At 51.7% G+C, this 24,872-nt stretch carries 24 protein-coding genes and 2 pseudogenes; 18 read left to right on the top strand and 8 right to left on the bottom strand.

The genetic code is table 11. The annotated features are described in order from the left end of the window. Positions 1-407 precede the first annotated feature (407 nt). Together HMPREF1028_RS06550 and HMPREF1028_RS06540 are read right to left on the bottom strand one after the other, a co-directional pair. The gene (locus tag HMPREF1028_RS06550; protein WP_009312036.1) at positions 408-773 is read right to left on the bottom strand and encodes a DUF3969 family protein; all 366 of its coding nucleotides are present in this window, start codon (positions 771-773) and stop codon (positions 408-410) included. 300 nt (positions 774-1,073) lie between these two features. After that, positions 1,074-1,880 carry an outer membrane protein assembly factor BamD gene (locus HMPREF1028_RS06540; protein ID WP_003755523.1) on the bottom strand — a complete coding sequence of 269 codons (807 nt, stop codon included), beginning with the start codon at positions 1,878-1,880 and terminating at the stop codon, positions 1,074-1,076. On the opposite strand from HMPREF1028_RS06540, the gene rluD reads away from it, so the two are divergent. The 5 genes from rluD to pgeF all read left to right on the top strand — a co-directional run bounded on the left by rluD (position 1,879) and on the right by pgeF (position 4,747). Beyond that, positions 1,879-3,003, top strand: coding sequence for a 23S rRNA pseudouridine(1911/1915/1917) synthase RluD (gene rluD / locus HMPREF1028_RS06535; RefSeq protein ID WP_036529295.1), 1,125 nt, complete (start codon positions 1,879-1,881; stop codon positions 3,001-3,003). The genes HMPREF1028_RS06540 and rluD overlap by 2 nt on opposite strands. Before the next feature lies 1 nt (position 3,004). Beyond that, positions 3,005-3,181: a hypothetical protein gene (locus HMPREF1028_RS14660; protein WP_009312034.1), complete on the top strand. Its 177-nt coding sequence runs from the start codon at positions 3,005-3,007 to the stop codon at positions 3,179-3,181. Beyond that, a complete protein-coding gene (locus tag HMPREF1028_RS06530) occupies positions 3,171-3,503 on the top strand; it encodes a hypothetical protein (RefSeq protein WP_009312033.1) in 333 nt (110 codons plus the stop codon). Before HMPREF1028_RS14660 ends, HMPREF1028_RS06530 begins: the two co-directional genes overlap by 11 nt. Before the next feature lie 130 nt (positions 3,504-3,633). Next, entirely contained in the window at positions 3,634-3,924 is a 291-nt protein-coding gene (locus HMPREF1028_RS06525) for a hypothetical protein (protein WP_003755517.1), read from the top strand. A gap of 52 nt (positions 3,925-3,976) precedes the next feature. After that, entirely contained in the window at positions 3,977-4,747 is a 771-nt protein-coding gene (gene pgeF / locus HMPREF1028_RS06520) for a peptidoglycan editing factor PgeF (RefSeq protein ID WP_009312032.1), read from the top strand. Between the two features lie 266 nt (positions 4,748-5,013). On the opposite strand, the pseudogene HMPREF1028_RS14655 reads toward pgeF, so the two are convergent. After that, positions 5,014-5,145: pseudogene (locus HMPREF1028_RS14655) on the bottom strand (IS5/IS1182 family transposase); the annotation flags it as partial. A gap of 4 nt (positions 5,146-5,149) precedes the next feature. Here HMPREF1028_RS14655 and HMPREF1028_RS06515 point away from each other — a divergent pair. The 7 genes from HMPREF1028_RS06515 (at position 5,150) to HMPREF1028_RS06485 (ending at position 11,511) form a co-directional block, all read left to right on the top strand. Next, positions 5,150-5,734, top strand: coding sequence for a hypothetical protein (locus HMPREF1028_RS06515; protein WP_009312031.1), 585 nt, complete (start codon positions 5,150-5,152; stop codon positions 5,732-5,734). 2 nt (positions 5,735-5,736) lie between these two features. Next, positions 5,737-6,117, top strand: coding sequence for a hypothetical protein (locus HMPREF1028_RS06510; RefSeq protein ID WP_009312030.1), 381 nt, complete (start codon positions 5,737-5,739; stop codon positions 6,115-6,117). Positions 6,118-6,177: 60 nt separating this feature from the next. Next, positions 6,178-6,783, top strand: coding sequence for a GyrI-like domain-containing protein (locus HMPREF1028_RS06505; RefSeq protein ID WP_009312029.1), 606 nt, complete (start codon positions 6,178-6,180; stop codon positions 6,781-6,783). 118 nt (positions 6,784-6,901) lie between these two features. Then, the gene (gene rbbA, locus HMPREF1028_RS06500) at positions 6,902-9,769 is read left to right on the top strand and encodes a ribosome-associated ATPase/putative transporter RbbA (protein WP_009312028.1); all 2,868 of its coding nucleotides are present in this window, start codon (positions 6,902-6,904) and stop codon (positions 9,767-9,769) included. 77 nt (positions 9,770-9,846) lie between these two features. Next, positions 9,847-10,197 carry an MmcQ/YjbR family DNA-binding protein gene (locus tag HMPREF1028_RS06495; RefSeq protein ID WP_009312027.1) on the top strand — a complete coding sequence of 117 codons (351 nt, stop codon included), beginning with the start codon at positions 9,847-9,849 and terminating at the stop codon, positions 10,195-10,197. Between the two features lie 38 nt (positions 10,198-10,235). Beyond that, positions 10,236-10,760, top strand: coding sequence for a hypothetical protein (locus tag HMPREF1028_RS06490; RefSeq protein WP_009312026.1), 525 nt, complete (start codon positions 10,236-10,238; stop codon positions 10,758-10,760). A 58-nt stretch (positions 10,761-10,818) separates the two neighbouring features. Next, the gene (locus HMPREF1028_RS06485) at positions 10,819-11,511 is read left to right on the top strand and encodes an aspartate/glutamate racemase family protein (RefSeq protein WP_009312025.1); all 693 of its coding nucleotides are present in this window, start codon (positions 10,819-10,821) and stop codon (positions 11,509-11,511) included. 114 nt (positions 11,512-11,625) lie between these two features. Here HMPREF1028_RS06485 and HMPREF1028_RS06480 read toward each other — a convergent pair whose 3' ends face one another. Continuing rightward, positions 11,626-12,084 carry a hypothetical protein gene (locus tag HMPREF1028_RS06480; RefSeq protein ID WP_009312024.1) on the bottom strand — a complete coding sequence of 153 codons (459 nt, stop codon included), beginning with the start codon at positions 12,082-12,084 and terminating at the stop codon, positions 11,626-11,628. Between the two features lie 325 nt (positions 12,085-12,409). Between HMPREF1028_RS06480 and HMPREF1028_RS06475 the strand changes: the two genes are divergently transcribed. Then, complete coding sequence (locus HMPREF1028_RS06475; RefSeq protein WP_009312023.1) at positions 12,410-13,522, top strand: ABC transporter permease; 1,113 nt, start codon at positions 12,410-12,412, stop codon at positions 13,520-13,522. A 432-nt stretch (positions 13,523-13,954) separates the two neighbouring features. Here the strand turns inward: HMPREF1028_RS06475 and pgmB are convergent, their stop codons facing one another. From pgmB to HMPREF1028_RS06455, 3 genes are all read right to left on the bottom strand, one after another. Beyond that, a complete protein-coding gene (pgmB, locus tag HMPREF1028_RS06465; RefSeq protein ID WP_009312021.1) occupies positions 13,955-14,620 on the bottom strand; it encodes a beta-phosphoglucomutase in 666 nt (221 codons plus the stop codon). A 12-nt stretch (positions 14,621-14,632) separates the two neighbouring features. Further along, positions 14,633-16,891 carry a glycoside hydrolase family 65 protein gene (locus HMPREF1028_RS06460; protein ID WP_009312020.1) on the bottom strand — a complete coding sequence of 753 codons (2,259 nt, stop codon included), beginning with the start codon at positions 16,889-16,891 and terminating at the stop codon, positions 14,633-14,635. Between the two features lie 122 nt (positions 16,892-17,013). Next, on the bottom strand, positions 17,014-18,366 hold the full coding sequence (locus HMPREF1028_RS06455) for an SLC45 family MFS transporter (protein WP_009312019.1): 1,353 nt from the start codon (positions 18,364-18,366) through the stop codon (positions 17,014-17,016). A gap of 841 nt (positions 18,367-19,207) precedes the next feature. Between HMPREF1028_RS06455 and HMPREF1028_RS06450 the strand changes: the two genes are divergently transcribed. The 4 genes from HMPREF1028_RS06450 to HMPREF1028_RS06435 all read left to right on the top strand — a co-directional run bounded on the left by HMPREF1028_RS06450 (position 19,208) and on the right by HMPREF1028_RS06435 (position 23,113). Continuing rightward, positions 19,208-20,323 carry a carbamoyl-phosphate synthase large subunit gene (locus HMPREF1028_RS06450; RefSeq protein ID WP_232203813.1) on the top strand — a complete coding sequence of 372 codons (1,116 nt, stop codon included), beginning with the start codon at positions 19,208-19,210 and terminating at the stop codon, positions 20,321-20,323. Beyond that, entirely contained in the window at positions 20,313-21,401 is a 1,089-nt protein-coding gene (locus HMPREF1028_RS06445) for a GNAT family N-acetyltransferase (protein WP_009312017.1), read from the top strand. The genes HMPREF1028_RS06450 and HMPREF1028_RS06445 overlap by 11 nt, the downstream gene beginning before the upstream one ends. 185 nt (positions 21,402-21,586) lie before the next feature. Further along, positions 21,587-22,039 (top strand): hypothetical protein, encoded by a 453-nt coding sequence (locus HMPREF1028_RS06440; protein ID WP_009312016.1) that lies wholly within the window; start codon positions 21,587-21,589, stop codon positions 22,037-22,039. Positions 22,040-22,120: 81 nt separating this feature from the next. Continuing rightward, positions 22,121-23,113: a Rieske 2Fe-2S domain-containing protein gene (locus HMPREF1028_RS06435; RefSeq protein WP_009312015.1), complete on the top strand. Its 993-nt coding sequence runs from the start codon at positions 22,121-22,123 to the stop codon at positions 23,111-23,113. A gap of 54 nt (positions 23,114-23,167) precedes the next feature. Here the strand turns inward: HMPREF1028_RS06435 and HMPREF1028_RS14650 are convergent. Then, a pseudogene (locus HMPREF1028_RS14650) lies at positions 23,168-23,275 on the bottom strand (IS5/IS1182 family transposase); the annotation flags it as partial. 347 nt (positions 23,276-23,622) lie between these two features. On the opposite strand from HMPREF1028_RS14650, the gene ilvB reads away from it, so the two are divergent. Then, positions 23,623-24,872: biosynthetic-type acetolactate synthase large subunit (gene ilvB, locus HMPREF1028_RS06430; RefSeq protein ID WP_009312014.1), on the top strand; the 1,250-nt coding region annotated here is incomplete at its 3' end.

Here is a 24,872-nt window from a genome sequence, read left to right as displayed (position 1 = left end):
CCGATGGATTCCTGCCTGCGCGGGTGGAGGTAATTATGGGTTGGATTGGTAAAGTTTGCGTTGAAATTTGCCGAAGTGAGTGAGGTCGTGGAGAGGTCGTCTGAAAAACTAGGTTTGTGTTTCAGACGACCTTTTTGTATTTTTGGAATTCGTGGGCGAATCCCACGCTACGGGTTGTAGCTTTGGTCGGAGAATGGAGGTATAGAGGCTTTTGTTTGCATTCGTTATATTTTTTGAAATGTCGCAGTCGGTCAGGCGATGTAGGAGCGGTAGCGTGGGCTTTGCCCACGAATAACGATTGCTTGAAACATAAAAAGGTCGTCTGAAAGTTGGGTTTCAGACGACTTTTTTAGTTTGGGGATTCGTGGGCGAAGCCCACGCTACGGCTACCATATGATTACTATGATTCATTTAACCAAATATTCAGTCTTATCAAACAACAAGGTAATGTTAATTGGGTCTTGTTTGGATAGAGATATAGATTGATAGTTATTTAATATTGTTTTTTGTATAGATTCCAAATAATCATCTAATTTATCAGGAAATAAACTTGCTATATCTTCGATTTCCGTGCCTTGGTGAATAATATCTGAGTATATGGATTCAATAGGAATCAATTTTAAAAGTTCAATACTCTTTGGTCCAAACATTAAATATTCTATATCGTCAATATTTGCTTTCTTTTGCAATAGAGATGTTACTCTCCCTAGGAGCAAGGTATTAAGCAAGAATTTAAACTGATCTAGATTGCTTGTATCTATTGAGATTTTCATAGTCGTCTTTCTCTTCATCTAAATGTCAAAGCACATATTATCAATATTACTATGAATGACCTTATCTTTGCTTTGGTTTGCTATCAAAAAAAACAAACCGGTTTTCGTATGTTCAAAATAATACAATGAATGATCTCCAAAACCATCATAACCAGGAAGGTAGCGTGGGCTTTGCCCACGAATAATGATTGTTTGAAACATAAAAAGGTCGTCTAAAACTGTATTTTTCAGTTTCAGACGACCTTTGGTTTCAGAAAAGCATAGGGCGATACGGTATCACTATGCTTTAAACTTCAAGTCTTAACGCCAGTAGCGCCACCAAGGCATGTCGTTCGGCTGCCATTGGTGTTGCAGGAACGGGCTTTGCGGGAAGTTGGTTTCCAAGACGCGGCGGGTGTCGGCGGCGAGTTGGGGTTTGTCCAGTTTTTTGTAAGCCAGCTCCATCATGGCGAGCGATTCTTCGACGTAGCGGGTATTTTGGTAACGCTCGACGATTTTTTGGGCGCGGTTGACTGCGGCGAGGTAGGCGCCGCGTTTCATGTAGTAGCGGGCAACGGAGATTTCGTTACCGCCCAATGCGTCCACCAGTTTCGCCATGCGCTCGGTTGCGTCGGCGGCGTATTTGCTCTCCGGATAGCGTTGTACCAATTCGGCAAACGCTTGGTATGCGCTGCGGTTGGCTTTAGGGTCGCGGTCGGACCAGTCTTGTGAAGCGAGTTTGTTGAGGAAGGATTGGTCTTCGTTGAATAGAACCAAGCCTTTGAGGTAAAGCGCGTAATCCATATTCGGATGTTGCGGGTGATGGCGCTGGAAGCGGTCGATGGCGGCGAGGGCTTTTTCAGGCTCGTCGTCTTTGTAATAGGCGTATGCGGTGTCCAGCTGCGCCTGTTGCGCGTAGCGGCCGTTGGGGAAGCGGGATTCTAAAATTTCGTATAACTTGATGGCTCGCGTATAATTGCTGCTGTTCAACTCGTCATGCGCTTCGGCATAGAGTTTTTCCACGTTCCAATCTTGTGTGATTTGCGCGTCTTTATCGACCGTACCTTTATTGCTTGCACAGGCACCCAGTGCCAGACTTAACGAAACTACTAAAAGAATTTTTTTCATGCAGAATACTTCCTTTGATAATGAAGCCGATTATAGCGACGATTTAGACTTTACGTCAGCCCCCGAAGCAGAAAGTTGTGTTAATTTGACTGTTCCGCTGGAGCTTGCGGGCGGGCGGCTGGATGCGGTGTTGGCAAAGCTCATGCCTGATTATTCGCGCAGCCGCCTGACATCGTGGATTAAAGAAGGCGCGGTCATTGTAAACGATAAGCCCGCCCAACCCAAAGACAAAATGATAGGCGGGGAATCCATCAGCGTAACGGTACGTCCGAGCGAAGAGAATCTCGCGTTCAAACCCGAAGCGATGGATTTGGATATTGTGTACGAAGACGATACCGTCATCGTCGTCAACAAACCTGCCGGACTGGTCGTTCATCCCGCCGCAGGCAACTGGACGGGGACGCTGCTCAACGGTTTATTGGCGCATTGTCCCGAATTGAGCCAGATTCCGCGCGCGGGCATCGTCCACAGGCTAGACAAAGAAACCAGCGGCCTGATGGTGGTCGCCAAAACCCTGCCCGCACAAAACTCCCTCGTGCAGCAACTTCAAGAACGCACGGTCAAACGCATTTACCGCGCCGTCGCCAACGGCATTGTTCCCTTTGACGGCAAAATCGAAACCCAAATCGGACGCGATCCGCACAACCGCCTGAAAATGGCGGTCGTCAAATTCGGCGGCAAACCTGCCGTGACACATGTCAAAGTGTTGGAACGCTATCTTGCCCACAGCTACATCGAATGCTCGCTCGAAACAGGCAGGACGCACCAAATCCGCGTCCATATGCGCGAAGCCAACCACCCGCTTGCCGCCGACCCTGTTTACGGTAACCTGCGCCATCCGTGCAGCGAACCGGTAAAAGAAGCCGTTAAAAGTCTGGGTGCGCGTCAGGCTTTGCATGCCTACCGCTTAAGTTTCGTCCATCCGAAAACCGGCGAAACCGTCTCTTTTGAAGCCCCGATTCCCGACGATATTTACCACCTGCTCTCCGTCCTGCGCCTTGAAGCGGGGTTGGATTCGTCTTTGAGCAACGAAGAAGAATGGCAGGACAAACTCGGCACGGATGACGATGATGATTGGAACGAAGACGACTACGACGTCGAAGTGGTTTATGTGAGGGATTAAGATGTCTTCTTCAGATTTGGTAAATCTTGCACAAATGGACGGCGAAATGCAGTGGCTGGCGGGTTACGGCAATTTGTCGTCTGAAAAAACATACCGACTTGCCACCAAAGCTGCCATCGTTTCCATGATTTTACTGCCCGTGAAAACAAATAACTTAGGAGATGATGATGAGTCATAAGGAGCAAGTTTGGCGAGATGCTTTTAGATTAGACGATTTATCTGAAATTGACGGGAATTTTTTATTGGCAATTGCTGCTGCAAAAAAAGAATTTGATGGTTATTCGCAAGGTAAATGGGATCTGAAAAACTATATTATTTGGTTAAATATTTCCGAAAATGGAGAATTTGCCTGCATTAGTTTGATACCTAAAATAGATGAAATGGTGGGCGGGATATTTTTTGAAATTCCTTATAGAGGACTATATAAATATGGTCGGGGTTATAATTTTTATTACCGACTGGAAGATACGGAATTATTGGAAGTAGTGGGGATGCGTTAATACGCAATTGTATTATTTAAATGACCTTGATTACTTTCTAAGGCAGATGGGAATATTCAGGCGATACGGTTGAAAAAGCTTACTTGCCATACTGAATGGTCAATTTAAGATAGAGGATTTAGGTGCCGGCATGAGTTATCAGGAAAAAGTTTGGAGAGATGCTTTTGAATCTGATTATTTATTTAGATTAGATGGAAGTTTGTTATTGGTAATGGCTGCGGCTAAAAAAGAATTTGATCGTTATTTGCAGAATCAATCGGATTTGAGGAACTATACTATTTGGTTCAATATTTCCGAGAATAAAGAATTTGCCTGTATCAGTTTCCTGCCCAATCAAGGAGAAGATAAGCATGGTCGGGGTTATGACCTTTATTACCGATTGGAAAACACAGAATTATTGGAAGTCGTAGAGATGCGTTAATACGAAGCCGATAGACACATTCTTTCAAACCTTTCCTTACTCAGATAAAAACATGAAAACCATCACAGAAACCTTAAACCTCACCCCGCAAGGTAAAAATTTCCTGACTGCCGATTGGCCTGCGCCCGCCAACGTGAAAACCCTGATTACCACCCGCAACGGCGGCGTGAGCCAAGGCGTGTATCAAAGTTTGAACCTCGGTTCGCACGTCGGCGATGATCCTGATGCAGTGCGCCGCAACCGTGAAATCGTGCAGGAACAGGTTGGGCTGCCTGTTGCCTACCTCAATCAAATCCACAGCACCATCGTCGTCAACGCTGCCGACGCATTGGGCAACACGCCCGACGCAGACGCTTCGGTGGACAACACGGGCAAAGCCGCCTGCGCCGCGATGACTGCCGACTGCCTGCCTGTCTTGTTCTGCGACAAAGCCGGTACGGTCGTCGCTGCCGCACACGCCGGCTGGCGCGGTTTGGCGGGCGGCGTGCTGCAAAACACCATTGCCGCGATGAATGTCGCGCCCGTCGAAATCATGGCATATCTCGGCCCTGCCATCGGCGCGGACGCGTTTGAAGTCGGACAAGACGTGTTCGACGCATTTTGTACGCCCATGCCTGAAGCTGAGGACGCATTCGAAGACATCGGCGGCGGTAAATATCTTGCCGACATCTACGCACTGGCGCGTTTGGTTCTGCGCCGCGAAGGGGTGGACATGATCTACGGCGGCACACACTGCACCGTCTTGGAACGCGACACTTTCTTCTCTTACCGCCGCGACGGACAAACCGGCCGCATGGTCAGCCTGATTTGGTTGGCGGAATAATGCGCGGCAAGTCGTGTATCCGATATTTGACTGAAAAAAGCCGTTGTTAAGCGTATCGGTTCCAATATCGTTAAGGTCGTCTGAAAATATCGGTTTCCTCAATTTCAGGAACGGTTTTCAGACGACCTTTGTTCGTTGTATCCTTTAGATAAATCAGGCGGTATTTGTCATTGCATATGCGATATTGAGGTCGTCTGAAAACAGGTAGGACGGTTTTTCAGACGACCTTTTCGGGATAACCGACTACGCTTGAATCTTGTTTATCAACAATTGTATAGTGGATTAACTTTAAACCAGTACGGCGTTGCCTCACCTTGCCGTACTATCTGTACTGTCTGCGGCTTCGTCGCCTTGTCCTGACTTAAATTTAATCCACTATATTTTGAAAATTTGGAGAGAATAATGAAATCAGTCGTACTTTGGGGTTCTATTTTACTGTTGTCGGCGTGTGGCTCGATGCAGAGTCAGGTTGTGAAGAAAAACGTTGTTTTTGATCCGGGCAGTCAGGCACAAATCCGCTCGTATGGTTCATATGGTTCGGATTTGATCCGCATCTATCCTGAAACGGACTGCGCAAAATGGGAGGGAACAAAACGGAACGCGGTAAACCGTCGTTTTGTCAACGGATTGCCGCGTAAGGTTAGGAATATTTCGATAGGTATTCCGCCTACCGAGTTGAGCCGTAAAACGGAAAAAGACACCGGATTCGTTTTCCGTGATTCTTATCGCGAGATGGTCGTATCGGCGGATCAGCCTGTGGTTTTGGACGGCGCATTTTCGTCTCAAACGAGAAATCACCATTATAGTTGCCGAGTCGCCGCTTCTTTCACACCTAAGGCAGGCGAGGCTTATGAAGTCCGCTATCTGTCAGAGGAAGATGGATGCGACATTGAGGTTTACCATATCGGTCATGAGGAAAAAGACGGTGTCCGCCAAACCAAAAAACTTACGGCAAACTATTGCGCAAGACCGGGAACAAGCTTTTAAAGATGTGGCACGAGGAGTTTAACTTTCTCAGCCGCGAAGCGTCCGCATCCGATGAGGATTTGGCATGTTTTTTCCAGACGGCGGACAAGCATATCGGCGATGAAGGTATCCGTGTTTTGATGCAGGCTTTTCCTGAAGCAGGCGTGGCGGAGAGATTTGCCGCCACCGGCCTGCGGCTGCCCGATTATTTTTATATTCCCGAAGAGATGGAACAGCTTTGGCGTTATGCAGTAAGCGGCGAAATTGAAGGAAACGGGCGGGAATTCGGTTATTTTTCGCCGAAAGACGTGGTGGAATTTTATTTTAGTTACGAATTTTGGTTTTACGCCCCGAATTTCCTGCCAGTAAGGCCGTCTGAAAAACGGCGGCTTTACATTTTTTAAACGGCCTGATGCCCGAAACTGATCAAGTAAACGCGGCCTGGCTTACGGAGGTGAATCAAGATGAAATATGAATGGAAAAAAGCCCAAAAGGCTTGTTACAACATCAAAGCGGTTCCGACTTTGACGGAGGTTCCCGCGCAGCCCTTCATCATGATAGACGGAGAAGGAAATCCCAATGCTCCCGATTTCTCGGAACGGGTCTCGACCCTTTATGCCTTGGCTTACGCCGTCAAAATGGATTACAAGAAAGCGGCGGCCGGTTGCGAGATCGATGATTTCACCGTTTATCCTTTGGAAGGGATTTGGCGCCGGAAAACGCAGGGGACCTTAGTAAAAGAAGACTTGGTTTATACCATTATGATAGGCCAGCCTGATTTTATTACTGCAGAAATGGTAGCTTCAGCATTGGAAAAGGTCAGGGTCAAAAAGCCGAATCCGCTTTACGACGAAATACGGTTTGAACGGATGGCCGAAGGCAAATGCGTGAGCATCCTGCATCAGGGCGCGTTTGACGACGAACCCGCCTCTTTTGCCAAATTGGACGGTTTCTGCAATGAGAAAGGCTTGAAACGCAACAGCGATTACCATCGGGAAATTTATCTTAACAACCTGAACCGCACCGCCGTGGAAAAGCTCAAAACGATTTTGCGTTACACGGTAGAGTAATCGACCGCAGCCAAAATCATCCGTTATAACCCGAAGAAGCCCGCGAGCTGTTTTCAGATGGCCTCGTACCCGTTTGAGGCCGTCTGAAAATCCCTTGTCCGACCCGAAAGAAGTTTTCATGAACACCGTTTCCATTCAAAACCTTTCCCACCGCTACGGCAAGACCCTTGCGCTTGACGATGTGTCGCTGGACATTCCGAAAGGCGCGACGGTCGGTTTGATCGGGCCGGACGGCGTGGGCAAATCGACGCTGCTCTCGCTGATGGCGGGTGTGAAGGTGATTCAGGACGGACGGGTGGAAGTGTTGGGCGGCGATATGGCGGACAAGGACGTGCGGCGGGACTTGTCGCACCGCATCGCCTTTATGCCGCAGGGTTTGGGGCGCAACCTGTATCCTACCTTGTCGGTGTATGAGAATATCGATTTCCACGCGCGGCTGTTTGGTTTGGACGGGCAGGAACGCACGCGGCAGATTGCGCGGCTGATGGAGGCGACCCGCCTTGCGCCGTTTTCCGGCAGGGCGGCGGGCAAGCTATCGGGCGGGATGAAGCAGAAGCTGAGTTTGTGCTGCGCACTGGTGCACAGCCCGGATTTGTTGATTTTGGACGAACCGACCACGGGCGTGGACCCTTTGTCGCGCCGCCAGTTTTGGGCGCTGGTGGACGATTTGCGGCGGGAACACGCGGGCATGACCGTGATTGTGGCGACCGCCTATATTGAAGAGGCGCAGCGTTTCGAGCGGCTGCTGGCGATGGACGCGGGCAGGCTGCTGGAAAACAAGCCCACTGCCGACGTGCTGGCGGACTACGGCACCGATGTGTTGGAAGAGGCCTACGTCAAAATGCTGCCGCCGGAGAAACAGCAGGGTTCGGGCGGTTTGGAGATCACGCCGTTCGTCCCCGACCCCGATGCGCCGCCTGCGATGGAAGCGCACGGGCTGACTAAGCGTTTCGGCGATTTTACCGCCGTGGACCATGTCAGCTTCACCATTCAAAAAGGCGAGATTTTCGGCTTTCTCGGCAGCAACGGCTGCGGCAAGTCCACCACCATGAAAATGCTGACCGGACTGCTGGAAGCGACCGAAGGCGACGCCACGCTGTTGGGCAAGCCGATAGACGCGGGCGGCTTGGACACGAAAATGCGCGTCGGCTATATGTCGCAGGCGTTTTCGCTGTATGAAGAACTGAGCGTGCGCCGCAATCTGGATTTGCACGCCAGACTCTACCAGATGGGCGCTAAAGGCGCGGCGGCGGTGGAAGAAGCTCTGCAACAGTTTGATTTGGCAGACGTTGCCGATACCGCGCCTGCATCGCTGCCGCTGGGCATCCGTCAACGCCTGCAACTTGCCGCCGCCTGCCTGCACCACCCCGAAGTGTTGATTTTGGACGAACCGACTTCGGGGGTCGATCCCGCCGCGCGCGATATGTTTTGGCGGCATCTTCTGAAACTCTCCCGCGAAGACAAAATCACCATTTTCGTTTCCACCCACTTTATGAACGAAGCCGCCCGCTGCGACCGCATTTCCTTTATGCACAAAGGCCGCGTGCTGGCGGTGGGTACGCCCGCCGAACTGGCGGCAAGGCAGAATGCGCCGGATTTGGAAGAAGCGTTTGTGCAGTATCTGATTGAGGCGGAATCGGATAACGGGTATTCCGAACAAGGTAGGTTGGGTCAAGACCCAACAATGTTTTCGGATTCGACAAGTTGGATCTCGACCCAACCTACGGCTACTGTGGCACAAGCCATGCACGCGGAAGTGGCATCGGATAACGGGCATTCCGAGTTTTCAGACGATCCCAAAAAACACAATCCGATGCCGTCTGAAAATCCGTCCGCAACGCCCGACACCCAAAGCTTCAAATACCGCTTCTCCATGATTTGGACTTTCGCCCGCCGCGAAGCCAAAGAACTCCTGCGCGACAAAATCCGCCTGTTTTTCGCCGTGTTCGGTCCGCTGATTATCATGGCATCGGTATCGTGGGGGATTTCGTTTGACGTGCGGAATCTGAAATTTGCCGTTTACGACCGCGACCAAACCGCCGCCAGCCGCGAGCTGGTCGAGTATTTCGACGGTTCGCGCTACTTCCTCCAACAGCCGCCTATACAGTCCGAAGCCGAAATAGACACCGTGCTCAAAAGCTCCGGCGCCATATTGGTTATCGATATTCCGAGCGGTTTCGGGCGCGATTTGGCGCGCGGGCTCAAACCCGAAGTCGGTTTTTATGTGGACGGCTCCATGCCGTTTAACGCCACCAACATCCGCGGCTACATCGGCAGCCTGATCACCGCCTACACCAAAGACCGCATCGCCGAAAGCGGGCTGCCCGTTTCGCTCAAAGCCCCTGCCGGCATCGAACCGCGCTTTATGTACAATCAGGATTTCGACAGCATCAACGCCATCGCCCCGGGCGTGATGATGCTGGTGTTGATGATGATACCCGCCATGATGTCGGCGGTCGGCGTGGTACGCGAACGCGAAATCGGTTCCATCGCCAATTTCTACGCATCGCCCGCCGCCGTGGCGCAATATCTGATCGGCAAACAGCTTCCCTATATCGCCGTCGGCATGGTCAATTTCGCCGCCATGATGCTGATGATTATTTACCTGTTCGGCGTGCCGCTCAAAGGCTCGTTTGCTGGACTCGCCGTCGGCACGCTCTTGATGGTGTCCGCCAGCACCGCGCTGGGGCTTTTGATTTCCTGCTTCGTGCGCTCCCAGCTTGCCGCCATCTTCGCCACCGCCATCATCACCATGATTCCCGCGCAAACCTATTCCGGCTTTATCTACCCGCTGTCCACCATGGAAGGCGGCGCGCTGGTTATCGGCAAAACCTTCCCGTCGTCGTGGTACTACACCGTCAGCGTCGGCAGCTTCACCAAAGGGCTGCACACCGCCGATCTGCTGCATGAATACGCCGCCATCGCCGCCTTTGCCGCCACCAGCCTGATTTTGGCGTGTGTGTTGTTGAAGAAGCAGGAGAAGTGAGAGGTCGTCTGAAAACTCGGCAGGCGGGTATGGATGTCCACCCCGAACCTTAGCCCACTATTAAAGAAAGAAACGCCATGAACCGAGCAACCCTGTTTGATGGACTGGCCGAACGCTACGGCGCGGCGGCGGAATATCCGTGGGCGAAATCTCCCGACTTTGCCGTATTCCGCCACACGGGCAACCGCAAATGGTTTTGTTTGTATATGCCCGTGCCGTCTGAAAAACTGGGCATAGGCGAGGGCGGTATGACGGAAATCGTCAACGTCAAATGCCGCCCCGAACACATCGGCGCATGGCGCGCGACGGCAGGCATCTTGCCCGCCTACCACATGAACAAAGAACATTGGTTGAGCATCGTATTGGCGCAAACGCCCGCAGAAAACGTGTGGCGGCTGATAGATGACAGCTTCGTGCTGACGCGCTAGGATTGATTAACTCCACACATTAGATACAAGAGAACATGATGACTGACATTACCCTTATCCCCGTTCAAGAACACGAAAAAGACGAGTTTATCCGCGTCTTGCAGCAGTCGTTCAGATTGGCGGTGGCAGACGATTTGGACGACGGAGAAGAAGTTATCAGCCGAGAAGAAATCGAAGAATCTATGAATGCACCCAAAGCAGAGAGTTATCACATTGTTGCCGACGGCGAAAAAGCGGGCGGCGCGGTAATTGTCGTCAATGCCGAAACGGAGTGCGGTTCGTTGGATTTACTGTTTATGTTCCCGCAGAAACACGGGAGCAGCTTGGGCGGGAAAGCGTGGCGGGCGATAGAGCGGCTGCACCCCGAAGTACGCGTGTGGGAAACGCATACGCCGTATTTTGAGAAGCGCAATATCCATTTCTACGTCAATAAATGCGGCTTTAAAATCGTAGAGTTTTTCAATCCGCACCACCCCGATACCACTAGACCGCAAGCAGAGGGGCAAGATGAAGCGTTTGAATATTTCTTCCGTTTTGAAAAAGAAATGCCGCAACAGCCGTAGGATGTGCTTCCTTGTCTTGAGCTTTGCAGACTTTATTTATTAAATTTCAGGAGAAAACATGAAAACCATAGGCATCATCGGTGGTATGAGTCCCGAAAGCACCGTGCTCTACTACCAAATCATCAACCGCGAGACCAACCGCCGCTTGGGCGGCAACCGCAGTGCCAAAATCCTGCTCGACAGCGTGGATTTTGAAGAAATCGTCCGTTTGCAGAAAAGCGGCGATTGGGCGGCGGCAGGAAACGTGTTGGCGCAAAGCGCGCGGAAGCTGGAAGCGGGCGGCGCGGATTTTTTGCTGCTCGCCACCAACACCATGCACAAAGTCGCCCCCGCCATCGAACAGGCGGCCGGCATCCCCTTGCTGCACGTCGTCGATGCCACTGCCGCCGCCATCAAACGGCAGGGCTTGTCCGCCGTCGGCCTGCTCGGCACGCGCTTTACCATGAGCGACGGTTTTTATACTGAGCGCATGGGTTCGCAGGGCGTGAAAACCATAGCTCCGACCGCCGCCGAACAAGACGAAATCCACCGCATTATTTTTGACGAACTGTGCCTGAACCACATCCGCCCCGAATCCGCCCGCTACTTTTACGACGTGATAGGCCGTCTGAAAAACGAAGGCGCGCAGGGCGTGATACTCGGCTGCACCGAAATCTGCCTGCTTGTGAACGAAACCGACAGCCCGCTGCCCGTGTTCGACAGCACCGCCATCCATGCGCTTGCGGCAGTGGATGCGGCGCTGGCGGAATAAGTGGAACTTTTGATTAAACTGCTACGGAGTGGGTTTGCCATTTCGTATCAGTTTATCCGTAGTCCCACCCATGATGCGGCAAACGCCAAATTTCACGATATGGATGTTATCCGCTTATGAGGAGTAAACTTTGTGAATGATTTTGACGGTTTTTCCGTTGCGGTTAAATTCCGTATCGGTATGAGCGCCTGAAGCGCAATCCAAACTTTGGTATTCCATATTGATATGATTGGGATTTTTACGGCGCAGTTTGAAGGACCATTCAAAGGTTTCGGGTTGTGCGTTTTCCGTGTTGCCGCAGTCCATTTTTTCTTTACCGTTTAGAGTCAGGTTTTTGCGCGGCAGGGTGGAAGGAACGGTTTTAGGGTAGGGCGCTTCGCCGTTGTAACCTTGCCTCATAAAGGCGGAGTAGGCTTGTTGCAGCGAACCGGTGTAACGGCATTCGTAGCGGGTTACGATGGCATCGAGTTCGGAGTTGCCTGTGGATTTCGGGGTTTCATGGCAGGATAGATTGCCGGCAAAAGCAGCAGGGGAAGCGAGAAGCAGGCAGAGCAGTAAAGGTTTGACGGACATCATAGTTCCTTAGATTGGATTGATGAAATAGGTCGTCTGAAATCAAAGCTGATCCCAAAGACCTTATTTGACAAACATAATTATACATTGTCGGTCTGACTAAACGAGTTGGATTGACCAATCAACGTGGTAGCTGATTCCATACGCGTTGACTTTATCCGATGCGTTTCGACGGGATTTTTTAGGAAAAAACAGACTCTATTGTGTGTGCACGGCGAACCTGCTGTCGGACTTTTAATGGGAAAACAGAGGCTGTAAAGCCGAAAAACAGCCGGACAATTTTTCAGACGACCTTTGAGAAAGCAATCTACCAACAGGAATCCCCATGCGTACCCTGAAAAACATTCTGACCCTGATGCTCAAAGAGTTCCGCAGTGTGCTGACTGATCCGGTGCTGATGGTGCTGATTGCGTATATCTTTACCGCCACGATTTATCAGATGGCGCAGGTGGGCGCGGATTTGAAAAATGCCACCGTCGGCATCATCGACCAAGACCGTTCGGTTTTGTCCATGCGTATCCGCGATGCCGTGCAACATCCGTTTTTCAAACCGGTAGAGGACGTGCGGCGCGAGGATTCGGACGAATTGATGGATAAGGGCGAGTTCACCTTTATTTTGGAAGTGCCGCCCAATTTCCAGCGCGACATGGCGGCGGGGCATAATCCTGATTTGCAGCTTTTGGTTGATGCGACGTCGATGACGCAGGCGGGGGTGGGCGCGTCTTATCTTTCGCAAATTATCAACCGCGAAATTTACGAATTCACCGGCGTGACACGGCCGGAGTTAATCAGCCCCGTCATTAACACTTATTACAATCCCAACGGCGAGAGCGCGTGGTTCATGCCGACTTCGCAAATCGGCTCGATGTCGTGTATGTTGCTGATTTTATTGACGGGGGCGGCGGTTATCCGCGAACGCGAACGCGGCACAATCGAGCATTTGCTGGTGATGCCGGTCAATGCGTTCGAACTAATGATGGGCAAAGTGCTGGCAAATGCCGCCGTGATTTGGGTGGCGGCGTTGTCGTCGTTGTGGTTTATCGTGCATTTGAGCATAGGCGTGCCGCTCATCGGCTCGGTGCCGCTTTATGCGGTAGGGCTGGCGTTGTTCCTGTTTTCGGTGGCGTCGCTGGGCATCATGATTGCCACGTTCGCATCGACGATGGGACAGTTCGGTATGCTGATGCTGCCGGTGTATATCGTCATGAACCTGTTTGCCGGCGGCGCATCCCCGCGCAGCAACATGCCGTACGCGGCGCAACTGATCAGCGAATATTGGCCGCTGACGCAGTTCGTCAAATTCTCGCAAGACATCCTGTTCCGCGGCGCAGGGATTGAAATCGTGTGGGGACATATGCTGATCATGGGCTGTATCGGCGTAGGATTCTTATGGCTGGCATTGTTGCGGTTTCAAGGGATGTTGGAGAGACAGGGTTGATGAGGTCGTCAAGCCAACGATCGCTAAAAAGCAAACCTGACGGTTCGCTGCCCTCTCCCTAACCCTCTCCCACGGGGAGAGGGGATTGAGGATGCTGAAACCCAACTATGCTTTGGATTTCCAGCCAATTTGTACCTTCTTCCCGTGGGGAGAGGGGATTGAGGATACCGAACTCCAGCCATTTTTGGATTTCAGCCAATTTTGTCCCCTCTCCCCGTGGGAGAGGGTTAGGGAGAGGGCGGTAAGCCGCAGGCTTACATTCAGGTTTCGCAAAAAATCTTCTGAAAGTTCGCTCCAACAGGAGATCGCGCATTCTGAAACCGTTGCGGCAAATTTTATTTGTGTGCAAGATAAACGAAAGGTCGTCTGAAAACGGTTTATCCTGTTTTCAGACGACCTTTTTACTTCCTTAACAACTTTACCTGACGCGCTTTACCTGCCCGACTGTACCCACACGTTTTGCAGGTAGGCGTAGGTCAGCTCGGCAGTGTCGGACACCAGCGCGATGTCGCTGCCCAAGTCTTCGGCTTTGCCCACGCCGATGGGCAAGGCGCCGGCGGCTTTGATGGCGGCGACGCCGGCGGCGGCGTCTTCGATGCCGATGCATTGGCGGATGTCTGCGCCCACGCCCTCGGCGGCGGCGAGGAAGATGTCGGGGGCGGGTTTGGAATGCGCGACGGCGGCAGGGTCGGCGACAGCGTCGAAGAAGTGGGTCAGCCCCATGCGTTCGAGCAGGAACGGGCCGTTTTTACTGGCGGACGCAAGGGCGATTTTTTTGCCGTTTGTCCTCAATGCTTCCAGCAGGGGCAAAATGCCAGGGTACACGTCTTCGGGTTTGACTGCCTGAATCATCTCCAAGTAGTTGTCGTTTTTGCGGCGGGTCAGTTCGGCGAACTCGGTTTCGCTGACGGTTTTGCCGCCGTGCGCGAGGATGCGTTTGAGCGAATCGTCGCGCGACACGCCTTTGAGCTGCTCGTTAAACTTGCGGTCGATGCTGATGCCCAGTTCTTCGGCGAGCTTTTTCCATGCGCGGTAGTGGTATTCGGCGGTGTCGGTGATGACGCCGTCGAGGTCAAACAGGACTGCGGTAAAAGTCATTTTGCGCCCTCCTTATTTTTCCAACGCAACGGTGTGGCTGCCGTTGAGCGTGATGTCTTTGCCGTACACCTGCAAATCGAGCGGCTCACCTTTGAGTAGGGTAAAGACGACGTTTTCTTTGCCGACGGCGACTTTAATCAGACGGCCGCGGTAGTTGATGTGGAAGGCATAACCTGTCCACGCACTCGGCAGGAACGGGGCGAAGCTGAGTTTGCCGCCCCAGGTTTTCATTTGGGCGAAACCTTGGACGATGGCGAGCCACGAGCCGGTCATGGAGGTGATGTGCAGGCCGTCTTCAGTGTCGTTGTTGTAGTTGTCCAAGTCTAGGCGGGCGGTGCGCTGGTACATTTCCACGGCTTTTTCTTCTTTGCCCAGTTCGGCGGCAAGGATGGCGTGGATACAAGGCGACAACGAGCTTTCATGCACGGTCATCGGTTCGTAGAAGTCGAAGTTGCGGCGTTTTTCGTCCATGTTGAAACGGTCGCCGAAGAAGTAGATGCCTTGCAATACGTCCGCCTGTTTGATGAAGGGCGAACGCAGGATTTTGTCCCACGACCATTTCTGGTTGAGCGGCAAATCGTCGGGCGAAAGCGCGGACACGGGGCGGATGTCTTTGTCGAGGAAGCCGTCGTGCTGCACGAATACGCCGAGTTCTTCGTCATGCGGACGGTACATATTCGCGCTGATGTCCGCCCATTTTTCCAGCTCGGCGGCGCCCACGTTCAAATCCGGACGCGGGTATTTCGCCAGGGCTTCGCGGGTATAGTCCAATACCCATGCGGCGAGGGTGTTGGTGTACCAGTTGTTGTTGATGTTGTTTTCGTATTCGTTCGGGCCGGTTACGCCGTGAATCATGTATTTGCCGTTGCGTTTGGAGAAGTGGACGCGGTCCGCCCAGAAGCGGGACACTTCGACCAAGACTTCCAAGCCTTCTTTGGCAAGATAGCTTTCGTCGCCGGTGTAGTTGGTGTAGTTGTAGATGGCGTAAGGAATCGCGCCGTTACGGTGGATTTCCTCGAAGGTGATTTCCCATTCGTTGTGGCACTCAATGCCCGTAAACGTCACCATCGGATAGAGTGCGCCCGCCAAGCCCTGTTCGCGCGCGTTGTGTTGCGCCTGCGGCAGTTGGTTGCGGCGGTATTGCAGCAGGTTGCGGGTAACTTCCGGTTCCGCCAGTGCGAGGTAGAGCGGCACGGCATAGGCTTCGGTGTCCCAATAGGTTGCGCCGCCGTATTTTTCGCCGGTAAAGCCTTTCGGGCCGATGTTCAGGCGCGCGTCTTCGCCGTAGTAGGTGGAGAACAGTTGGAACAGGTTGAAGCGGATGCCTTGTTGCGCTTCGTCGCTGCCTTCAATAACCACGTCGGCGATTTCCCAACGGTGCAGCCAGCCTGCTTTGTGCGCGTCCAGCAAGGTTTCAAACGCAACGCCTGCGATTTTTTCCGACAAGGCGCGGCCTGCGGCTTTCACCGCTTCCAAGCCCTGATAATCGCGACTGGTGGTAACAATCACGCGTTTTTCAAAGGTTTCGGGCGTACTGCCGACTTCGGCTTCGAAAGAGTTGGAGACCTGCCAGTCGGTTTGGCTGCCGCCGAGGGCTTTGAAGCTGCCGGCGAAGGTTTGCTCGGCGTTGACGATGAATTGCTCTACGCCGAAGGGATTGGCGACGGTTTGGGTGGCAATGTAGGAGCGGTCGTCTGAAACGCCTTTGTCCAATACCTGCCAGAATTTTTCTTCGTAGTTGGAATCTTCGTTTTTCACGTCGGCGTCGATGATGGAATCGATGCGGACTTGGTGGGTTTTGCCGTCAACGGATACGGCTTCCCAGCGGATAACCGCCAGCTCTTTTTGCGCGACGGACAGGAATTTGCACACATCGAAACGCACGCCGAATACGGTGAACGAGCGGCGCAACACGCCGTGCTGCATATCGAGTTCGACGGAGAAGCCGGCAACGTCGTTTTTCGCTAAGTCCACTTCCTGATTGTCGACAAAGATTTTAACTTTGCTGAAATTGAGCGCGTTGATGGCTTTGCCGAAATATTTGGGGTAGCCGTTTTTCCACCAGCCGACGCGGGTTTTGTCGGGAAACCACACGCCGGCGATGTAGGTGCCCAAGTGGCTGTCGGCAGAGTAGGTTTCCTCAAAGCTGCCGCGCATACCCATATAGCCGTTGCCCAAGCTGGTCAGGCTCTCTTGCAGCCGTTTGTGTTCTTTTTCCAGTTTTGCCGAACGCAGCGTCCAAGGGCTGACTTCCATGATTCTTGTATACATCGTAAAGCTCCTGTTTTGATGGTTTTATGGCAAACCGTTTTGAAATACGGTTCGTCTTACTTAAATCAAATAAAGCGTCGGCAGAAGTTTCAGACGACCCTCCTGCCGATAAATGAAGAAAATTATACGCCGCCGTGTGTTTCTTTAATCAGGAACACGGAAAACGCGCCCAGCAGCAGGACGACGCCCCCTACCAAGAACATATTGGCCTGCAAACCGCCCATCATCGGGAACAACATGAAGCTCAACAGCGAAGCAACAATCTGAGGCATACAGATGGAGCCGTTGAACAAGCCCAAATAAGTGCCCATATGCTTGCCCGACAAGGCGTTGGTTACAATCGTCAGCGGATAAGTGATGATGCCCGCCCAAGCAATACCGATTAAGATGTAAGACAACACCAGCGCGTATTGGTTGCTGATGAAGAATACGGAGAAAAAGCCGAGCGCGCCCAAAGCCAGGCAGCTGAAATAACCCGCCTTATGGTATTGGTTGGGGATTTTCGCCAATACAAACGAACAAATCACCGCCGCAACCGACTGCACCGCCGCCAATACACCGTACCAGTTGCCCGCTTCCTGATAGCCTACGGAAGACGCATCGGTCGTGTGCCAAACGTTTTCCGCAATCGCGCCAGCGGAATAAGTCCACATATATTGGAAAGCGAACCAGCAGAAAAACTGCACCAAAGTAACCGTCCAAAACGCCTTAGGCGCGGTTTTCAAGAGTTCGAACCAGTTGGCTTTTTCCTGATTCGCTGCCACATCGATGCCGTGGTAGCGGGCGTAGGTTTCCGGGTCGTATTCCTTCACTTTGAAAATCGTGAACGCACTGGTAATCACCAGCAACGCCGCGCCCACATAAAACGCCACAACCACGGTCTGCGGCACGACGCCTTTCTCGGCAGTATTCGCCAAACCGATATACGCGAACGCAAACGGCAAGACCGCCGCCACAACCGCGCCCGTATTCGCCAAGAAGCTCTGAATCCCGTAGGCGTAGCTTTTCTGCTCTTCGTTGACCATGTCGCCGACCATCATTTTAAACGGCTGCATCGCCATATTCGACGACACGTCCAACAGCGCAATCATCAGTGCGCCGAACGACAAAGCCGCCAGCGACGCATAGCCGAAACCGAAGCTGCCCGAGTTCGGCATCAGAATCATCACAATGACCGCAATCAGCGTGCCGTAAAGCAGATACGGTAGACGGCGGCCGCCCAAGCGCGGCTTCCATGTGCGGTCGGAGTAATAACCGACAATCGGCTGCACCAGCATCCCCGCCAACGGCGGCAGGATAAAGAACCAGCCGAGGCTGTGCGGGTCGGCGCCGAGCGTCTGGAAGATGCGGCTCATCTGCGAGCTTTGCAGGGTAAAGGCCGTCTGAACGCCGAGAAAACCGAAACTGAGCATCCAAATCGTGCTTTTCGGCAGCGAGGGCAAGCCCTGCCGCGTGGGTTGCGTATTGTCCGACATGAGGTAGTCCTTTCGTTTTTTTGTAATAAAACCGGTTTCGGTAAACATCATTGAGCAATGGATACCGATAAAAAGGGGCGTGTTGTGACAGCGCATGATGTTGAGTCGCGCGGGTCAAGGGTCGTCTGAAAACGAAGACAGAAGACGTTTTCAGACGACCTGATGTCCACATCACACTAAGCTATTTTTAATCAACAGTTTGGGCAATTCAGCCCCATCGGTGCAATTTCGGTAACGCAGGCAGCGGTCAAACCATAATCATCGTTATGATGAAGTCGGTTTGGGAGGGGACATCGGGCTGCGAAGCGGCAAGAAATTGTTTAAGGAATTCAATTAAAGAGGAGGCGTCCTCACTTGGATAACAGTCGGATAAAACCATTTTCCGCGCTTGTCACGGATAGAAAGCGTAGTGTTCAAACATTTGTTTTCAGACGGTTTTGAGTAACGTGTCATCAGTAAAAACGCGCAGGGGATGTTGTCGGAAGAGTAGGGTGGGCGCGATTTGCTGAGGGATGGTATTGTTGTTGTGAAGCATCTGGTATAGATAAGCGGGGTCATTATGTTTTAAAACATACATGCTGGCAAGTGGCTATAAGTACCATAGTTGACTATCCGCAAAGTTTGAGTGGAGAAGCAAAGAAACGGCTTGCAAGCTGTTTACTGATTCGTCCTATTTTCCGTAGGACATATCGGAAAGGCGGCAGAGAGTTTGGGGTAAGGTATGCAGGTCGTCTGAAAACGGTTCATCCCGTTTTCAGACGACCTTTTTTGACAATGTGATACACTGTCATTCTGACGACATAAATTATCGATGCAAAGCCAAACGCTTCAGGAATACAAATTGAACATCCTCATTACTTCTCCCCGCGCGCCCGTTGCGCTGGAATGGGCGCGGTTCGCCAAACGCGGCGGACATCAGGTTGTGTTTTGCGACAGCCTGCGTTTCCCGGTTGGCATTTTTGCCGGATTGGGCGAGTACCGCCGCATTCCCGCGCCGCGTTTGGATTTCGCCGGCTATGCGCGTGCTATGACGGAATTGGTGGCGCAGGCGGATTGTGTGATTCCGACCTGTGAAGATATTTTTTATTTGGCGAAGCTGGATTTGCCGGAATCGGAGCGTGCCAAATGTTGGATGCCGGATCATGAAACGCTGTTCACCCTGCATGACAAATTCCGTTTTTTCGAGCGGATGCCGCAGGATACGGCGGTGCGTTTTCCGGCTACGCGCCGAATCACGTCGGTCGGCGAGGTCGGATACGACAGCGTGAAGAAAACGGTATTGAAGCCTGTTTATTCGCGTTTCGGTCGTTCCGTAATACGCGGCGTAACGGAGGGTCGTCTGAAAAACATCCATATCAGTGCGGATTATCCTTGGGTGCAGCAGGATTTCATTACGGGGCAGGGGGTGTGCAATTATGTGATTTGCGAACACGGCAGCGTGTTGGCGCATGCCGCCTACCGCCCGCGCTACCTGCTCAACGATTCGGCCTCGACCTATTTCGAGCCGCTTTCCGACCCGCGTTTGGACGAATTTGTGACGAAATTTGCCGAGCAAAATGCGTATCACGGACAGGCGGCTTTTGACTTCATTGATGACGGAAACGATTTGTGGCTGTTGGAATGCAACCCCCGCGCGACCAGCGGCCTGCATCTTTTACGCGAGGATTTGATATTTGACGGAGCAGGGCGCTTGCAGCAACGGAAACACAACACGCCGTCCAAACCTTTACGGGTCGGTGCGACCTTGCCGCTGCTTTTCGGTTATCGGGCTTGGAAAGAGGGAAAATGGACGGCGCTTTGGCAGGACTTCCGCCGAGCCGATGATGTGATTGCCGATTTGCCTTTCTATGCGCAATGGCTGGCATTGGGCGAGATGATGTGGCGCAGTATCCGGCATCATAAGCCTTTAACCAGCGCCAGCACTTTCGATATTGAGTTTGACGGCGATGAAAACTGATCTGTCCCACGAATTTTCGGCATTGTTCCGAGACATTCCGCTGCAACGCCTGTTTGCCAATATGAATGCCCGCGCCGAGGTTTTGAATATCGACGGTTTGGATATTCCCTGTACCGTCATCAACCGGATCACGCCTAATTGCTATACCGCGTCGCCGCATTCGGCAATCGTGGATTATGCGAAGGACGAGTTGGTCAAACTGCCCGGCGGGCAGCGTATGCTTGCGGCGAGTTTGTTGTCGGCGTTAAGCGGCATTCTGCGGCTGAATCAGATCGACCGTATGGTGACGCTGAACAATTATTGCCTTTCTACCAATAGCTTCTCTGAGGCTTTTCAGACGACCCCAATGCCGAAGCTGACCCAAGCCGCCGTCGCAAAATGGCCGAAACATGCTTTGTCCGTCCGTTCGCTGAATCCGCGCCAGCATAAGGATTTGATTGAACGGCTGGAACAGCTCGGTTGGAAAATGGTTGTGACGCGGCAGGTTTACATTATGGACGATTGGCAGGCAGTCATGGCAAAAACCAATACCAAACGCGACCGCAAGATATTTAATGATGGACGTTATGTTTTCGAGCGCTTGAGTGCCGACAGCCCTGATGCGGATTTTGAAGCGGCGGTGCATTGGTACAACCGCCTGTATCTGAACAAATATTCCAAGCAAAACGTACAATTTACCGCTGAATTTATGCGCGAAGCCGTATCGCGCGATATCTTGAATTTATTTCTACTGCGTGACGGCAAAACCGGTGAAAGTGCCGGCGTATCAGGCGTGGTCATCGACAGCGGCGCCGCTACTTCGCCCATCGTCGGCTACGATGATGCCAAGCCGCAAAGTGATGCCTTATACCGCCGCTGCATGACGCGTTCCATGCAAACCTGTATCGAAGCGGATGTCCCTTTAAATTTCAGTTCCGGTGCGCCCGATTTCAAAAGGGTACGCGGCGCAGTACCTGAAATCGAATATATGGCGGTCTATACGTCCCATCTCCGACCTGCGCGCCGGCTTATTTGGAAGCTGTTACACGCATTGAGCCAGGGGTATTACAAAAAAATCCTGATTAAATACAAACTGTAAACATATAGTGGATTAACTAAATCAGGACAAGATGACGAAGCCGCAGACAGTACAGATAGTACGGAACCGATTCACTTGGTGCTTCAGCACCTTAGAGAATCGTTCTCTTTGAGCTAAGGCGAGGTAACGCCGTCTTGGTTTAGTTAATCCACTATAAATATTGAACTTAAAACATGGAGTACATCATGAAAAAAACGTTTTTACTCATCTGCCTTGCCGCCACTGCGGCCGCATCCGCCGAAACGATATCGTTGGAAGTATCGGGCAATCCGGCATTCCGTCAATATTCCGCAAATGCGAAGGTAGAGCCTGCGTTCAAATCCATACAAAACGAATGCGGTGATTTTGCCGTTGCGCCCCTTTTGCTTTCCCCGAAAAAGGACGCTAAATATTTCGTCGCAGTCTGCACAATGGGCGGTAGCGCATCGACAGAATTCCAAATCCTCTCCAGCGGACGCGGCAAATCAGAGGTCTTGTTGGAAGACGGAGGCTATGGAATCAATATCTTACCGAAACAACATAACGGTTTGCGCGATATCGCCGTTACAGAAGGCAATGCAGGATATTGCACCGAAACGCGTTACCGCTTTAATGGAAAAGCCTACCGCCCCTATAAGCGCAAGAGCTGCCTAGGTTAATCCATGCTGTAAGTTTCAAAAGAGGTGTATCAACATGAAAAAGTTGATTTGCCATCACAATCAAATAAAACGACACAAACCATGAATATAGAAAAAATGAAACGCGCTTGGTATCCGTTGATACCGAGCAAGCAGCTGAAAGACAAACCCGTTCATCGCGAATTGTTGGGACAGCAGCTGGTATTGGTACGGCTGAACGGACACGCAGCCTGTATGGATGATTGCTGTCCGCATCGGCATGTGCCGCTGAGTGCGGGCAAAATCGTTTCGGGCAAACTCCAATGTTGTTATCACGGCTGGGAGTTTGACGCGCAAGGCAAAGTTTTGACTGTTGTCGGCGGGATGTGTGCTTGTGAAGAAGCTGAGAGTGTTCCTACGTTTCCATGCCGAGAGTACGACGATTGGGTGTGGGTTTGTCTGGTTTCCGATATTCCTTTTGAACCGTATGCCGATTTTGAAGCGCCGGAAGGTTTTGAAACCGCCAACGCCGTCCGATATATGGAAGGTGATTTTATCCACGCCATCGAAAACTTCCTCGACCCGACCCATACACGCTATATCCATGCCAAACTGCTGCGCAACAACGGCAAACAAAGCATGCAGATCAGCCAGAGCCACCATGAACGTGGTTTCGTGACGCATTATCGTCTCAATCAACAGCAAAACGGATTGATTAACAAGCTGTTCGACAAAGGCATTACCGTTAACGATGCGGCATTTACCTTCCCGGGTTTGGTGCGTATCGATTACTTCACGCCGAACAGTCATGAATATCGGATTTCCGCCTTTTTTATCCCTCAAAACAAGGGCAGTATGGGCTTAAATGTCCGAGTCCATTTCCCTAAAAGCCGCTTTCCTTTGCCCATCAAATTCCATCTGTTCCGCCCGTTTCTGGAACGGCTGATGGTTCAGGATTCCGCCATTATCAAAAGCCAATACCATCATCACAAAGAACATTATGCGAATAGGCCTTATTGCAGCACCACCAATGATTTGGTGATTGATCATTTGTTGCATCTCTTCTTGGAAAACATGCCGGAGGGCATAGACAAAACGGGAGAAATAAGTTTATAGAGAATGCGAAACCGGAGGAGGAGGGTGGTAGCCTGAGGGTCGTCTGAAAACAGTGTATAGTGGATTAACTTTAAACCAGTACGGCGTTGCCTCGCCTTGCCGTACTATTTGTACTGTCTGCGGCTTCGTCGCCTTGTCCTGATTTAAAGTTAATCCACTATAAAACGGGTTTCAGACGACCCCTTCTATAAAAACTGTCAACAATTTTCATTAATATATTCCGAATGCCCGAATATTTATTTTATAAAAATCAATACTCAATCTTTTCGGTATTCGGATAATGTTAAAAGATGAAAGATTTTGTCTTGATTGAACAGGCGGTTTGCGTTATCGTTTGCATTCTTTCATTCATAAACTCTGTGTTTCATTCCAATTGATTGGACAGTCTGACTGTCGCCGTGTTCCTTCAATGCGCGTACCCTAAACCGCTGCTTGGAGGGCTTGCATTACAGGTGCTGTGGCGAGGCGGGTTGCCCCTATTGGTTTGAAGCCGTATAAAAGAGGTCATTATGCAATTATCAGGTGCACAAATCATAGTGCAAAGTCTCAAAGCCGAAGGTGTAGAGTACGTTTTCGGCTATCCGGGCGGCGCAGTCATCGAAATCTACGACGCTATTTTCCAACTCAATAAATTCAAGCACATCCTGACCCGACACGAGCAGGCGGCGGTACACGCGGCAGATGCGTATGCGCGCGTCAGCGGCAAAGTCGGCGTCGCGCTGGTTACTTCCGGTCCGGGCGTGACCAATGCGCTGACAGGCATTGCCACCGCATACAGCGATTCGATTCCGATGGTGGTCATCAGCGGACAGGTCGGTAATTCGCTCATCGGTACGGATGCGTTTCAAGAGGTGGATACGGTCGGCATTACCCGTCCGTGCGTCAAACACAATTTCTTGGTAACCAACGTCAACGAGCTTGCAGAGACTATTAAAAAGGCATTCCAAATCGCCGCCAGCGGCCGACCCGGCCCGGTCGTAGTCGATATTCCCAAAGATGTAACGCAGGCGATGGCGAAATTCAGCTATCCGCAGGAAGACATCTTTATCCGCTCTTACCAACCTGTCGTGCAAGGCCATATCGGGCAGATTAAAAAAGCCATCCAAATGTTGGCTTCCGCCAAACGTCCGATCGTTTATTTCGGCGGCGGCGTGGTATTGGGCAATGCTTCGGAAGAGCTGACGAAGTTTGTCCGCATGACGGGCGCACCATGTACCGGCACACTGATGGGGCTGGGCGCGTACCCTTCAAGCGACCGCCAATTCTTAGGTATGCTGGGTATGCACGGCACTTACGAAGCCAACCTCGCCATGCAAAACGCGGATGTCGTGTTGGCAGTGGGCGCGCGTTTTGACGACCGAGTCGTCTCCGTTCCGTCCAAATTCTTTGAAAAAGCCAAAAAAGTCATTCATATTGATGTTGACCCGTCCAGCATCGCCAAACGCGTCAAAGTCGATATTCCGATTGTCGGCGACGTGAAAAACGTCTTGTCCGAAATGATTGCTTTGTGGGGCAAGCAGGATGCACCTGCCGCCGACTCTTTGGACAAATGGTGGAAAAACATCGAAGAATGGCGTTCGCGCAACTGCCTGTGGTTTGACAACGACAGCGAAATCATCAAGCCGCAATATGTCGTGCAGAAACTTGCCGAAGTTACCGGTAATTCCGCCATCATCACTTCGGACGTGGGACAACACCAAATGTTCGCGGCGCAATATTATCCGTTCGAACGCCCGCGCCAATGGCTCAATTCCGGCGG

It is taken from the genome of Neisseria sp. GT4A_CT1 (assembly GCF_000227275.1).
Taxonomy (GTDB): domain Bacteria; phylum Pseudomonadota; class Gammaproteobacteria; order Burkholderiales; family Neisseriaceae; genus Neisseria.
Note: the sequence above shows the minus strand (reverse complement) of the source record. Positions and strands in the feature narration are given on the sequence as shown.